The following is a 13,362-nucleotide window of genomic DNA, read 5'->3' as shown; positions in this document are numbered from 1 at the left end:
GAGGCGCGGTCGTTCCGCGCCCGCCGAGAGGACGCTCCGCGCCCGCGTCCGCCGCCGCCCCGTGCCCCGGCGATAGGCTGGCCGCGCAGTTCGCGAGCCCCCTGCACCCTCCGGGGCCGCACGACGACAGCAACGGAGCTGGACGTGACCCTCGCACCGAGCACCCTCCCCGACCGCGACCCGGAAGGCAGAGCCCTGGACGACACCGAGACCCCCGCCACGCGCACCGAGAGCGACTCCCTCGGCTCGATGGAGATCCCCGCCGAGGCCTACTGGGGCATCCACACGGCGCGGGCCCTCGACAACTTCCCGATCTCGAAGCGCCCCATCTCGATCTACCCCGATCTCGTCCGGTCCCTCGCGACGGTCAAACTCGCGGCCGCCCGGGCCAACACCGAGCTCGGCACCCTCGCCCCCGCCAAGGCCGAGCTGATCGAGGCCGCGTGCCGCCGCATCATCGACGGCGAGTTCCACGACCAGTTCGTGGTCGGGGTGATCCAGGGCGGCGCCGGCACCTCGACGAACATGAACGCGAACGAGGTCGTCGCCAACGTCGCACTCGAGATCGGCGGCTTCGAGCGGGGCGACTACGCGCACCTGCACCCCCTCGACGACGTCAACCGCAGCCAGTCCACCAACGACGTCTACCCGACCGCGATCAAGATCGCGATGACCTGGTCGCTGCGCCGCCTGCTCGACGAGCTGGCGCTGCTGCGCGAGTCGTTCTCCCGCAAGGCGGTCGAGTTCGGCAGCGTCCTGAAGGTCGGCCGCACGCAGCTGCAGGACGCGGTGCCGATGACGCTCGGCCAGGAGTTCCACGGCTTCGCGACGACCCTCGGCGAGGACCACGCCCGTCTCTCCGAGACCATCTGGCTGCTCGCCGAGGTCAACATCGGAGCCACCGCGATCGGCACAGGCATCACCGCCGATCCGCGCTACGGCGCGGCTGCTGTCCGCCACCTCAACGAGATCACCGATCTCGACCTCGAGATGGCGCAGGACCTCGTCGAGGCGACGAGCGACACCGGCGTCTTCATGTCGTTCTCGAGCGCGCTCAAGCGCTCCGCGATCAAGCTGTCCAAGATCTGCAACGACCTGAGACTCCTCTCCTCGGGCCCCCAGGCCGGCTTCGGCGAGATCAACCTGCCTCCGCGCCAGGCGGGATCGAGCATCATGCCCGGCAAGGTGAACCCGGTCATCCCCGAGGTGGTCAACCAGGTCGCCTACTCGGTGGCCGGGGCCGATGTCACGGTCACGATGGCGGCCGAGGCGGGTCAGCTCCAGCTCAACGCCTTCGAGCCGGTGATCGCGCACTCGCTGCTGCAGAGCATCACCTGGATGACGCAGGCCTGCAGGACGCTCCGCGAGAACTGCATCGACGGCATCACCGCGAACGTCGACCGGCTCGAGGCCATGGTCGCCTCCTCGGTCGGGGTCGTGACGGCGCTCACGCCGAGCATCGGCTACACCGCGTCCGCCGCCCTCGCGAAGGCCGCCCTCGCGACCGGCCGCAACATCGCCGACCTGGTGGTCGAGGCCGGGCTGATGTCCCGCGAGGAGGTCATGCGGCTGATCTCGCCGGCGCGGCTCTCGGGCATCGAGGCGATGACCGCGGCGCTCCCGATCATCGACCCCGCGCCGGAGGCGTGACCGCGGCCGCGAGGCGCGCCCCGGCGTAGCTGCGCCAGGGCGCCCAGCGGCGTCCGGTCTCGGTCAGCGCGCGCTCGCCGGAGGGCAGGCCGAGCGCCGCCGCGCCCCGCCGGAGCACGGGATCCCCGGTGAGCAGGACGTCGGGATCTCCGGTCGCCCGCTGTGCCACCTCGGCCGCCGTGGCCGCGTCGATCCCGGGGACCGCCAGCAGCTGCTCGGCGAGCTCCTCCCGGTCGGCGTCGAGCCGCAGGGCTCCCTCGGCGAGCAGCGTGCAGGTCCGCACCAGCACGTCGGCGGATCCGCGGAGCACGTCGGCGGCGTGCTCGGCGATCACCGCGGGGGAGGGGAAGGCGCGTGCGATCGATCCGCTCGCCACGGACTCCGGGAGCGTCGCGCCGAGCGCTGTGACCAGCCGTGCGGCCTCCCGCCGGCCGAGCAGCGCGCGCACCAGCGTCTCGGCCGGGTCGACGGAGCCGGGCACGCGGACACCGGGGCGGGCGGCGACGCTCGGAGCAAGTGCGGGATCGGCCGCGAGGGCCTCGTCCACGGCGCGGGCGTCCGCGTCCAGGTCGAGCAGCCGCCTCACCCGGGCGACCAGCGGCCCGACGTCGGCGACGGAGACGAGCGTCGCGCTGCAGCGGACGCTCTCCCCGTCCGCCGCCAGCCGGATCAGCGCCGCGCCCCCGGGCAGGACGAGCGAGCGCGCGTAGCCGCCGGGGGACGCCTCCTCGATGCCCGGGAGCGCGGTGCCGCCGAGCACGTCGAGCACCCCGGGATCGAACGGAGCCCGCACTGCCAGCCGGAGCTCCAGCGTGGTCGCGCCGTCGTGGACGCTCGCCTCGGAGCGCGTGCCGCGGGCCGAGGCGCGCAGGGCCGTCGGGGTCCGCTCGTACACCTCCGCCAGGGTCGCGTTGAACTGCCGGATGCTCGTGAAGCCGGCGGCGAAGGCGACGTCGGACACGGGCAGGTCGGTGCTCGTGAGCAGGAGCCGGGCGGTCTGGGCGCGCTGGGCGCGAGCGAGCGCCAGCGGAGGCGCGCCCAGCTCCTCGCGCAGGATGCGGCCGAGGTGGCGCGCGCCGTAGCCGAGCCGTGCGGCCAGCCCCTCGACCCCCTCGCGGTCGACCACTCCGTCGGCGATCAAACGCATGGCGCGCGCCGCCGTGTCGTCGCGCAGGTTCCACTCGGGGGAGCCGGGGACGGCGTCCGGCAGGCAGCGCTTGCAGGCGCGGAGCCCCGCCTCGTGCGCGGCGGCGGCCGTCGGGTAGAAGCGCACGTTCGCGCGCCGCGGCGTGATGGCGGGGCAGCTCGGACGGCAGTAGATGCCGGTGGAGTGCACTCCGGTCAGGAACCGCCCGTCGAACCGGGAGTCGCGGGAGGCGACGGCGCGGTAGCGCTCCTCGAAGAGCGGATCGGAGTCGGGCACGCCTCGAGCCTCGCACGCGGCGACGTCGAGCAGGAGCGGGAATCGGACACGGGCGTCCGCACCCCGGCCCTCCTCCACGCGCCCGGCGCGTGTCAACCGCCGACAGCGCACCCCGCCCGTGCCCTACTGTCGGCCCCATGAGCGCCTATCCGCCGCCCGCACCGCCCGCCACCGCCCGCCCCTCCGTCGTGCCGACCGTGCTCGGCTCGATCGGCGTGGCGCTCCTCGGGATCCTGCTGCTGCTCGTGCTCGCCTACGTGGTTCTCGGACTCGGCGTCAGCGCCGCGGGGATCTGCGCGGTCATCGCCCTCGTCCCGCTGACCGTGGTCCTGCTGGGCGTCCGCTGGGTCGACCGGTGGGAGCCGGAGCCAGCGCTGGGCCTGTGGTTCGCGTTCCTCTGGGGCGCGGCCGGGTCCGTCGCGATCGCGCTCCTGGTCGACCTCGGCGTGCAGATCGCCGTCTACGCGTCCGGGCAGCAGCCGAGCGGATCCGACTTCGTCGGCGCCGTGATCCAGGCGCCGCTGGTCGAGGAGACGGCCAAGGGGATCGGCGTCCTCCTCGTCCTGCTGATCTGGCGCCGGACCTTCGACGGGCCCGTCGACGGCATCGTCTACGCGGCCGTCGTCGCCTCCGGGTTCGCCTTCGTCGAGAACATCCTCTACTTCGGCAGCGCGCTGGTGGAGGGCGGTCTCGGCTCGCTCGCCGTGACCTTCTTCCTCCGCGGGGTGCTCTCGCCCTTCGCGCACGTGCTCTTCACCGCCTGCACGGGCGCGGCCCTCGGCTTCGCCTCGAACCGGCCCGCCGTCGCGCGGCTGCCCATCGCCCTGCTCGGGCTGGCGCTCGCCGCGTTCCTGCACGCGCTCTGGAACGGCTCGTCGTTCCTGGTGTCCGACTGGTTCGGCTTCTACGGCGTGGTCCAGGTGCCGCTGTTCGCGGTCGCCGTGGTCGTGGTGGTGCTGCTGCGCCGGCAGGAGCGGCGCGTGACGCTCCAGCGGCTCGACGACTACGCCGTCGCCGGCTGGCTCTCGCCGGCCGAGGTTCGGATGATCGGCACCGCGGAGGGGCGCCGCACCGCCGCTCGCTGGGCCCGGAGCGCGGGAGGGGACCGGCCGCGGGCGATGCGGGACTTCCTCCGCTCGGCGACGCGGCTCGCGCACCACCGGCAGCACCTCCTGCTCGGCCGCGGCGGACGCACCGGAGCGGTCGACGAGCAGGTCCTGCTCGACGAGCTCGTCGCCCGCCGGGCGGTGCTCACCCGCTGAGCCGGGGCCGCCCCCGCTCAGCCCCGGCGCGCTAGGCGGAGGCGCTGCGCACGCGGCGCTCGCCGGCCGTCACGGGCACGCCGAGCCGGTTCTGCGCGGGCGGCAGCGGGCAGTTGTAGTGGGGCGAGAAGCCGCACGGCGGGATGTACGCCCGGTTGAAGTCCAGGAGCACCGGAGCGGGGGTGCCCGCGTCGGCCGCGCCGCCGATCCGCTGCACGACGAGGAAGCGGCCGACGGGGTAGCTCGCGAGCTCCGGGTCGTCGCTGCGGTTGGTCGGATCGCCGAACGGGACGAGGAGCGTGCCGCCGTCGTCGAACGCCGCGACCGTGTACTCGCGGGCGCGCCCGTCGTCCACGAGCGAGAAGGTGATGTCGCCGGGCACGACGAGCTCGCGGGTGGCGCCGTTGTCGCGCAGGTGCTCGAACGGGACCGTGCGGTCCTCGGCGACCGGCTCGAACCACGCCTCGAGCACCCAGGCGGCGTCGAACGGGAAGGTCTCGATGGCGTCGAAGGACCGGATGCCGTCGGAGGCCGCGTCCCAGACGCGGTAGCCGTACTCGGGCTCGCCGGTGTCGAGGTTCTCGCGGCGCATCCGCGTCAGGGTCGCCGAGGGGCCGTAGCCGGCCAGCGCCTGCTCGTCGTCGACGCTCTCGCCGGGCTCGAGCCAGCGCGTCTCGACGAGGGCGAGATCGCCCCGGGGTCCGGTGACGCGCTCGACGCGTCGGGCGAGCCACGACTCCCAGCCGGCGCGTGCCGACTCCGTGAGGTCGATCGAGGCGCGGGAGGGGGCGGTGACGCTGCTGCTCGGAGTGGCCATGGGGCGTGCAACGCGGGGCCGTCCGGTTCTCTTCCCGGTCGATGACCGGACGGAGGACGGACACCCGCGAGAAAGAGCTCGACGCCCTGCGGCAGCGGCAGGGCCGGCTGCTCGGACGGGGCGTCGAGCTCTTCGTGAGAGAGAGGATGCTCCTCCGCGGCGCCGAGCGCAAGAGGCATCCGGATCCCGCTGTCGGCACGGCCCGCTTCGGATCGCTCGGTAGACTGGACCGCCTGTTTTCCCGCGGCCCCCGGAGCGCATCCCGCGCCTCCCGGCCCGCGGCGGCGGACCCTCGGAAGGCGGACGATGACGGACGGCAGCACTGTGCAGGCCACCGAGCTCTCTCGGGAGCGCGACTACGTGGCGGCGCTCTACGCCCGCCTCGACGAGCTGATCGCCCAGGCCCGCGAGGCTCTGGACACGGTCCGCATCGAGAGCGTCGGCGGCAACCACCAAAGCCGCTCCGAGCGCGACGCCTACGCGCGGCTCTACGAGGACCGCATCCGCTCGCTCACCGGCGCCGACGACCGGCTCGCCTTCGGCCGGCTGACGCTCGCGGACGCCGACGCCGAGCACCGCTACATCGGCCGGATCGGCCTGCGCGACGAGGAGCAGGACACGCTGCTGCTCGACTGGCGCGCCCCGCAGTCGGCCGCGTTCTACCAGGCCACCGCCGCCCGGCCGATGGGGACGCGCGCCCGGCGCCACCTCACCACTCGGGGCCGCGAGGTCCTCCGCTTCGAGGACGAGGTCTTCGACGAGGAGCTGCTGCGCGAGGGCACCGTGCTGCAGGGCGAGGGCGCGCTCATGGCGGCCCTCGGTGCGCAGCGCACCGGCCGGATGCACGACATCGTCGCGACCATCCAGAGCGAGCAGGACCGCATCATCCGGTCCGAGCTGCGCGGCGTGCTCGTCGTGCAGGGCGGGCCGGGCACCGGCAAGACCGCGGTCGCCCTGCACCGGGCCGCCTACCTCCTCTACTCCTACCGCGACCGCATCGCCTCCTCCGGCGTGCTCGTGGTCGGCCCCTCCCGCTCCTTCCTCCGCTACATCGAGGCGGTGCTGCCCTCGCTCGGCGAGACGGGTGTCGTCCTCTCGACGCTCGGCCAGCTCTACCCGGGCCTCGACCTCGTCGAGGAGGACGTGCCCGCGGTCGCCCGCGTGAAGGGCTCGGCGCGGATGGCGGAGCTGCTCAAGCGCGCGGTCCGCTCCCGCCAGACCGTCCCGGCCGAGACCCAGGTGCTCGACGTCAACGGCGAGAAGCTCCGTCTGGAGCCGCAGGACGTGGAGCGCGCGATCACCCGCGCGCGCGACACCCGCAAGCCGCACAACGAGGCGCGCGTCTCCTTCGTCAAGACGCTGCTCTCGCAGCTCACCCGCCAGCTCGCCGATCAGCTGCGGAGCCACGGCAGCACGGTCGACGAGGCCGACGAGGCGGTGCTGCGCGAGGACGTGCGGACCGCCCACGACGTCCGCGTCGCTCTCAACACCGCGTGGATCCCGCTGACCCCCGAGAAGCTGCTGCAGGACCTCTACGCCCGTCCGAACTGGTTCGCGACCCTCACGCCGCGCTGGACCGCCGCGCAGCGCTCCCTCCTCCGCCGAGACCGCGACGCTCCGTTCACGGTCTCCGACGTACCGCTGCTCGACGAGGCCGCGGAGCTGCTCGGCGCCTACGACGACCACGCCGACGCCTCGAAGAAGGCCGAGAAGGAGCAGCGCAAGCGCGACGTCGAGAACGCGGAGGCCGCCATCCGCAACATGGGCGTCGACGGCCTCGTCAACGCCAAGGACCTCGCGGCCGGCTTCGCCGAGCGCTCGGTGCTCGGGACCACCGCCGAGCGGGCCGCGGCCGACCGCACCTGGACCTACGGGCACGTCGTGGTCGACGAGGCGCAGGAGCTCTCGCCGATGCAGTGGCGGGTGCTGCTGCGCCGCTGCCCGATGCGCTCGTTCACGATCGTGGGCGACGTCGCGCAGGCGTCCGGCGCCTCCGCCGCCTCGAGCTGGGACGCCGCGCTCCGCGACACCTTCGGCCGCCAGGGCCGGGGAGTGGAGGCGGCGCCGTGGCGCCTGGAGGAGCTGACGGTCAACTACCGCACGCCCGCGCAGATCGTCGCCTTCGCCGAGCGGACGGCGCGCGAGAACGGGCTGGAGATCACGCCGGGGGAGGCCGTGCGCTCCACCGAGTGGCCGGTGCGGACGATCCGCGATCGCGGCGACGCGAGCCTCTCGGAGCGCGTGCTGGCGGCCGTCGTCGAGGACCGGGCGATCGAGGCGGAGGGGACGCTCGCGGTCATCGCGCCCGACGACGACCTCGCCGCGATCGCCGAGCGCCTCGAGGAGCGGTTCGGCCGGGAGGTGGGCCGTGGAGCGACCGGGCTCGACCGCGCGATCGCCGTGCTGTCGACGAACGACGCCAAGGGGCTCGAGTTCGACTCCGTGATCATCGCCCGCCCTCGCCTCATCGCGCAGACCGGCGAGCGCGGCGCCGCATCGCTCTACGTCGCGATGACCCGGCCGACGCAGCGCCTCACGCTCGTGGAGTGAGTGCTCGCAGCCCGCTCCCAGACTCCGCTCCCGAGCGCCGTAGGATCGAGGCATGAGCAGCGAGAACCTGACCAAGCCAGAGGTCGACGCCCCTGAGGGCCCGGCCCCCGACACCCTCGTCGTCGAGGACATCGTCGTCGGCGACGGCGCCGAGGCGCAGCCCGGCTCGACCGTCGAGGTTCACTACCTCGGCGTCGAGTACGACACCGGCGAGGAGTTCGACTCCTCCTGGAGCCGCGACCAGTCGATCAACTTCCCCCTCAACAACCTCATCCGCGCCTGGCAGCAGGGCATCCCGGGGATGAAGGTCGGCGGCCGCCGCAAGCTGATCTGCCCGCCCGCGCTGGCGTACGGCCCGGCCGGCGGAGGGCACCCGCTCTCCGGCAAGACCCTGATCTTCGTGATCGACCTGCTCGGCACCAAGTAGCTCCGAGCACACGACGAAGGCGCAGCTCCTAGCGGGGCTGCGCCTTCTTCACGCGGTCGACCAGCTCGCGCCAGGCTCCGTCGAGCTCGGTCTCGCCGAGGCGGACGTGGTGCGTCTGCACGCGGATCTCGTAGACGAAGCGGTCGGCCCGGCCGGGGGACTCGCCGTCGGCGGCGTCCCAGGGGAGCGAGCCGAGCAGGTCGCGCCACGCGTCCTCGTCGGGCTGCTGCTCGACGTCGACCCGCCACACCCGGCGGAGGCCGGCGAATCCGCCGCTGCGCGACACGATGACGTCCATGCGCGCGATGCTACCCGCCTCCGCCCTCGATCGGACCGGCTCAGGCGGACAGGGTCACGCCGACCGTCGTCCAGCCGGTGCGCACGGCGGCCTCGACCTCGGAGCCGGATCCATAGCGCTCGGCGGCGGCCTGCACGGTGAGCGCGGCGAACGCCTCGAAGTCGGCCGTCGCGGTGAGGACGCCCCCGGTCAGCACGTCGTACCAGACCTGCCCTGCGCGCTCCCACGCCTTCCCGCCGAGGGTCGTCGCCGCCACGGCGAACGCGCGGTTGGGGATCCCCGAGTTGATGTGCACTCCGCCGTTGTCGTCGTCGGTCTCGACGTAGTCGGCCATCGAGCCCGGCTGCGGGTCGGAGCCGAGGACGTCGTCGTCGTACGCGGTGCCGGGGGCGATCATCGACCGCAGGGCCGTGCCCTGCACCTCTTCGGTGAAGAGCCCCTCGCCGATCAGCCAGCTCGCCTCGTCGGCGCTCTGGCCGGCGCCGTACTGCTCCAGCAGGGCTCCGAACACGTCCGAGACCGACTCGTTGAGCGCTCCGGACTGGCCGCGGTAGACGAGGTTCGCCGTGTACTCGGTGATGCCGTGGGCGAGCTCGTGGCCGATCACGCTCTGCGAGACGGTGAAGCGGCGGAACACCTGGCCGTCCCCGTCGCCGAAGACCATCCGCGAGCCGTCCCAGAAGGCGTTGTCGTAGTCGTCGCCGAAGTGCACGGTCGCGTCGAGCGGCAGCCAGGCGTCGTCGATCGAGTCGCGGCCGTACGCACCCTGCAGGAAGGCCGACATCGCGCCGAGGCCGTCGTACGCCTCGTCGACGGCCGCGTCCCCCGTGGCCGCCTCGCCCTCGCGGCGGACGACCGTGCCGGGCAGGGTCTCCTCGGTCCGCGCGTCCGCGATGGTGCGCTGGAGCGACTGCACGCGGGTGCGCGGCGAGGACGTCGCGGCGGCGGTCGGCGCCCCGCGGTCGGGCGCGGGCTCTCCGGGCCGGACGCGCCGGAACGGCACGTCCTGCTCGAGCGAGCGGCTCGCGGCCCGTGCGGCCCGGGCGAAGGCCGGATCGTCGAGGCGGGCGATGCGGACGAGGAGGTACGGCGGCACGACGGTTCGTCTCATGCCCCGATCCTGGCACCGACGTCCGACACGGTCCCGGGCTCGCCCGGCGGGCCCGCATGCGGTAGCGCCGAGCGGTAGCGTGAGCGCGACGAGCGGTTTCCAGCGATCCGGGGCCAGGCCCCGAGGACGACGAGGGCGGACATGGGCATCATCACGCGGGGCTTCTTCGGCAAGAGGGAGGCGGACCCGGACCTCCCGCCGGGCCAGCACCTCGAGAACGGCTTCCCCGTCCTCTCGATCGGGCCCACCCCGAACATCCACGAGTGGGCCTTCTCCATCGACGGCGGCCCCGCGGGCGTCCGCCGCTGGAACCGGGAGGAGTTCGACGCGCTTCCGCACGAGGACGTGCACACCGACATCCACTGCGTGACCCGGTGGTCGAAGCTCGGCACCAGCTGGCGCGGCGTCTCGGTCGACACGCTGCTGGAGGGCCTGCAGACGGACGCCGGCTTCGTCATGGCGCAGAGCTTCGGCGGCTACACGACGAACCTCCCGCTCGCCGAGATCCGCGGCGGGAGGGCCTGGGTCGTCACCGAGTTCGAGGGGAAGCCCCTCGCGGCCGAGCACGGCGGCCCCGCCCGGCTCCTGGTGCCGCACCTCTACTTCTGGAAGAGCGCGAAGTGGGTGCGGACGCTCCGCCTGATGCCCGGCGACGAGCCAGGCTTCTGGGAGCAGAACGGCTACCACATGCACGGGGACCCCTGGAAAGAGGAGCGCTACTGGTGATGTGGACGGAGGCGGTGGCCGAGTCGGTCGCGCCGCTCACGCCCACGTCGCGCCTCCTGGTGCTCCGCGTGCCCGGGTGGCCGGGCCACCTGGCGGGGCAGCACCTCGACGTGCGCCTCACCGCGCCCGACGGCTACCAGGCGAGCCGCTCCTACTCGATCGGCGCCCCGGCCGACGGGGAGCGGGTCGAGCTCGCGGTCGAGCGGCTGGACGACGGGGAGGTCTCCCCGTACCTGGTCGACGGCCTCGAAGCGGGCGACCGGCTCGAGATCCGCGGTCCGATCGGCGGCTGGTTCGTCTGGCGCCCCGAGCAGGCGGAGCCGGTGCAGCTGATCGCGGGCGGGAGCGGTGTGGTGCCGCTGATGGCGATGGCGCGCGAGCACGCCCGGTCCGGGAGCGCGGCGCGGATGCAGCTGCTCTACTCGGTCCGCTCGCCCGTCTTCGCCTACTACCGCGAGGAGCTGGCGGCGCTCGCCGAGCGGCCGGCCGCGACGGGCGGAGTCGCGGTGGACCACGTCTTCACCCGGGTGGCGCCGGCGGGAGCGGCACGTCCGGCCGGCCGCGTCACTCCGGAGCTGCTCGCCGAGGCGGCTCTGCCGGCCTCGCTCGAGCCGACCGTCTACGTGTGCGGCCCGACCTCGTTCGTCGAGGCCGTCGCCACCGCCCTGGTCGAGCAGGGCCACGCGCCCGAGCGCGTCCGCACCGAGCGCTTCGGCGGCGCCTGACGCCTGTCCCCGCGAGGCGCCGCGCCCCGGCGGCGCCCCGGAGGAGGGATCACTCGAAGGAGACGGTGCGGTTCTCGCCGATGTCGGGCTGTCCGCCGGTGACGGCGGCCTTGAGGACCTTGAACAGCACGACCGGACGGGGCTCGTCGGTCGCCCACAGCTCGACGGTCTCGGCCTCGACGCGGATCAGCGCGACGGTCGGGTCGTCCTTGCCGTCGGGGAACCAGCCGGCGACGGCCGGGGACCACAGCTCGTCCACCTTCGCCGGGTCGTGCACGACGGTCGCCGAGCCGGCCACGGACAGGTAGCCCTTCTTCGACTCGAACGCGACGTTGACGCTCGGGTTCGCGCGGATGTCGTCGACCTTGGGCGACGGGTCCTGCGTGAAGAACCACAGTTCGCCGTCGAAGTCGATGTCCTGGGCCTTGAGCGGACGGCTGACGAGCTGCCCGGTGGCGTTGACGGTGGTGAGGAGCCCGATCCCGGCGCTCTTCACCATCTCGGTGATCTGCTCGCGGTCGTCGGAGTCGGCGGGAGTGATGTCGGTGTCGGTCATGGTGCCGACGCTACGCGGACCGCGCGCCGCCGCAAGGGGTGGCGACGCCTCCCCGCGCGTGTCTAGCGTCGAGGCATGGACACCGAATCGACGTACACCGCCATCCTCGACAGCGGAGCGGAGCAGGAGAGCATCCGCCTCGAGATGATCGACGGCTCCCCGCAGCGCTCCTTCACCCGCCTGGCCGACATCGACGGCGAGGAGGTCGAGGTGGTCTGGGAGCTGGAGCCCGACGACGACGGCTTCCACGTCTACCGCCCGGTGCGGGTCGAGGGCCGCGACGACGACAGCGGACTGGTCTCGGACGACCGGCTGACCGACGGCGGCGGCGCCGACGCGGCCTCCGGCGACTGATCCCCGGCGCGCCCGTCCGCCGGCCTGAGCCGAGCGGGCGGGCGCGCTGTCCCGTCCGGCTCGAGGGAGACGCCCCTCCGCTCAGGCCGTCGGGTGCAGGGCGTCGTACCCACGGAACCCCGGTCGGAGTCGCAGCACCGCGGCGAGGATCGCGATGATCGCGAGCCCGCCCGCGAGCGGCGGCAGCCAGAGCAGCGCGAGCGAGGCGAGCAGTCCCGTGTAGAGGTCGCCGACCCGCGGGCCGCCCGTCACCACGACGATGAACACGCCCTGGAGCCGACCCCGCATGTTGTCGGGGACCGCGGTCTGCAGCATCGTCTGCCGGAAGATCGAGCTGACGTTGTCGGAGGCGCCCGCGCCGGCCAGGGCGACCGCCGCCAGCGCGATGAGCACCGCGTTCGGCGCCGACGCGTCGTGCTGCACGAATGCGGCACCGAGCAGGACCGCGCCGAACGCGACCACGAACGCTCCGTACACCTGGATCGAGCGGCCGATCGCGAGGCCCTGTCGGCGGACCCCGGTGAGCCGGCCGGAGAAGACGCCGCTGATCAGCGCCCCGATCGCGAACGCGGCCGTGAGGGCGCCCACCGTCACCGCGCCTCCGCCGAGCAGCACGGCGGCGGCGGCCGGGAAGACCACGCGCGGCTGTCCGAAGGTCATGGCCACGATGTCGACCAGGAAGGACATCCGGATGTTCGGGGCGCCCTTCAGGAAGCCCAGGCCGTAGCGGAGGGACTCCAGCCCCGGCCGCTGCCGCTCGCCCTCGGGCACGAGCGCCGGCAGCCCGGCGATGCCGAGGAACGCGGCGAGGAACAGCACGACGTCGATCGTGTACGTGATCGCGAAGCCGGAGGAGGCGACCAGCACGCCGGCGAGGGCGGGCCCCACGGTCACCTCGACTCCGCTCGCGATGCCGCCCAGCGCGGCGGCGGCGGGGACCAGCTCGGTGCGGAGCAGCCGCGGAGCCAGCGTCATCCGGGTGGTCACGATCACCGTCGTCGCCACCGCGTTCACGGCGGTGAGCACGTAGAGGGAGAGCGGGGTCTCGGCGCCGAGCCAGGCGAGGGCCGCGATCCCCGCGGTCGAGCCCCAGGCCACGACCGCGGCGAGCAGGAGCACCAGGCGGCGGTCGAACGCGTCGGCGAGCATCCCGCCGTAGAGGCCGGCGATCACGGTCGGGACCAGCGCCACCACGCCGACCAGCGCGACCGCGAGGGTCGATCCGGTGAGCTCGTAGATGTGCAGGCCGACCGCGACGATCGTCATCTGGCCGCCGATGCCCGAGATCACGTTGCCGGCCCAGAGCCGGGCGAAGGCCGGGGACTCGCGGAGGGGGGAGACGTCGAGGACGTGGCTGCGCCGGGGGGCGCGGGGGGTCTGGCTCACTCGCTCCATTCTGCTGACTCCGCCGCCCCGGCGGGCCGCGTCGCGCCGATCCGGGGGCTCAGGGGTCATCCCCTAGG

General features: G+C 73.8%; 13 protein-coding genes. 7 read left to right on the top strand and 6 right to left on the bottom strand.

Annotated features, from left to right (window positions below):
* Positions 1-195 precede the first annotated feature (195 nt).
* The gene (locus tag C5C37_RS00390; protein WP_258064082.1) at positions 196-1,650 is read left to right on the top strand and encodes an aspartate ammonia-lyase; all 1,455 of its coding nucleotides are present in this window, start codon (positions 196-198) and stop codon (positions 1,648-1,650) included.
* Here C5C37_RS00390 and C5C37_RS00385 read toward each other — a convergent pair.
* Positions 1,625-3,073, bottom strand: coding sequence for a DNA-3-methyladenine glycosylase 2 family protein (locus C5C37_RS00385; RefSeq protein ID WP_181127333.1), 1,449 nt, complete (start codon positions 3,071-3,073; stop codon positions 1,625-1,627). The two genes, C5C37_RS00390 and C5C37_RS00385, sit on opposite strands and share 26 nt — an antisense overlap.
* Before the next feature lie 137 nt (positions 3,074-3,210).
* Between C5C37_RS00385 and C5C37_RS00380 the strand changes: the two genes are divergently transcribed.
* On the top strand, positions 3,211-4,335 hold the full coding sequence (locus C5C37_RS00380) for a PrsW family intramembrane metalloprotease (protein ID WP_104233243.1): 1,125 nt from the start codon (positions 3,211-3,213) through the stop codon (positions 4,333-4,335).
* A 31-nt stretch (positions 4,336-4,366) separates the two neighbouring features.
* Here C5C37_RS00380 and C5C37_RS00375 read toward each other — a convergent pair whose 3' ends face one another.
* On the bottom strand, positions 4,367-5,152 hold the full coding sequence (locus C5C37_RS00375; protein WP_104247431.1) for a DUF1684 domain-containing protein: 786 nt from the start codon (positions 5,150-5,152) through the stop codon (positions 4,367-4,369).
* A 306-nt stretch (positions 5,153-5,458) separates the two neighbouring features.
* Here C5C37_RS00375 and C5C37_RS00370 point away from each other — a divergent pair, with 306 nt between their 5' ends.
* Both C5C37_RS00370 and C5C37_RS00365 read left to right on the top strand, forming a co-directional pair.
* Entirely contained in the window at positions 5,459-7,702 is a 2,244-nt protein-coding gene (locus C5C37_RS00370) for a UvrD-helicase domain-containing protein (protein ID WP_104233245.1), read from the top strand.
* A 52-nt stretch (positions 7,703-7,754) separates the two neighbouring features.
* Positions 7,755-8,129: an FKBP-type peptidyl-prolyl cis-trans isomerase gene (locus C5C37_RS00365; RefSeq protein WP_104226280.1), complete on the top strand. Its 375-nt coding sequence runs from the start codon at positions 7,755-7,757 to the stop codon at positions 8,127-8,129.
* 28 nt (positions 8,130-8,157) lie between these two features.
* On the opposite strand, the gene C5C37_RS00360 is transcribed toward C5C37_RS00365, so the two are convergent.
* Both C5C37_RS00360 and C5C37_RS00355 read right to left on the bottom strand, forming a co-directional pair.
* A complete protein-coding gene (locus C5C37_RS00360; protein ID WP_104338249.1) occupies positions 8,158-8,427 on the bottom strand; it encodes a protealysin inhibitor emfourin in 270 nt (89 codons plus the stop codon).
* A 40-nt stretch (positions 8,428-8,467) separates the two neighbouring features.
* Entirely contained in the window at positions 8,468-9,538 is a 1,071-nt protein-coding gene (locus C5C37_RS00355; protein WP_104338248.1) for a M4 family metallopeptidase, read from the bottom strand.
* A 141-nt stretch (positions 9,539-9,679) separates the two neighbouring features.
* On the opposite strand from C5C37_RS00355, the gene C5C37_RS00350 reads away from it, so the two are divergent.
* Both C5C37_RS00350 and C5C37_RS00345 read left to right on the top strand, forming a co-directional pair.
* Complete coding sequence (locus C5C37_RS00350) at positions 9,680-10,264, top strand: molybdopterin-dependent oxidoreductase (protein WP_104338247.1); 585 nt, start codon at positions 9,680-9,682, stop codon at positions 10,262-10,264.
* Entirely contained in the window at positions 10,264-10,989 is a 726-nt protein-coding gene (locus C5C37_RS00345) for a ferredoxin reductase (RefSeq protein WP_104226284.1), read from the top strand. Before C5C37_RS00350 ends, C5C37_RS00345 begins: the two co-directional genes overlap by 1 nt.
* Positions 10,990-11,038: 49 nt before the next feature.
* Here C5C37_RS00345 and C5C37_RS00340 read toward each other — a convergent pair whose 3' ends face one another.
* Positions 11,039-11,545 carry a pyridoxamine 5'-phosphate oxidase family protein gene (locus tag C5C37_RS00340; RefSeq protein WP_104224818.1) on the bottom strand — a complete coding sequence of 169 codons (507 nt, stop codon included), beginning with the start codon at positions 11,543-11,545 and terminating at the stop codon, positions 11,039-11,041.
* A gap of 75 nt (positions 11,546-11,620) precedes the next feature.
* On the opposite strand from C5C37_RS00340, the gene C5C37_RS00335 reads away from it, so the two are divergent.
* Positions 11,621-11,899 carry a hypothetical protein gene (locus C5C37_RS00335; protein WP_104224817.1) on the top strand — a complete coding sequence of 93 codons (279 nt, stop codon included), beginning with the start codon at positions 11,621-11,623 and terminating at the stop codon, positions 11,897-11,899.
* An 81-nt stretch (positions 11,900-11,980) separates the two neighbouring features.
* Here C5C37_RS00335 and C5C37_RS00330 read toward each other — a convergent pair whose 3' ends face one another.
* A complete protein-coding gene (locus C5C37_RS00330) occupies positions 11,981-13,285 on the bottom strand; it encodes an MFS transporter (RefSeq protein ID WP_258064081.1) in 1,305 nt (434 codons plus the stop codon).
* Positions 13,286-13,362: the final 77 nt, after the last annotated feature.

It is taken from the genome of Rathayibacter sp. AY1F9, from assembly GCF_002932155.1.
Taxonomy (GTDB): domain Bacteria; phylum Actinomycetota; class Actinomycetes; order Actinomycetales; family Microbacteriaceae; genus Rathayibacter.
The sequence above is the reverse complement of the archived record's forward strand: the minus strand, read 5'-3'. Positions and strand labels throughout refer to the sequence as shown.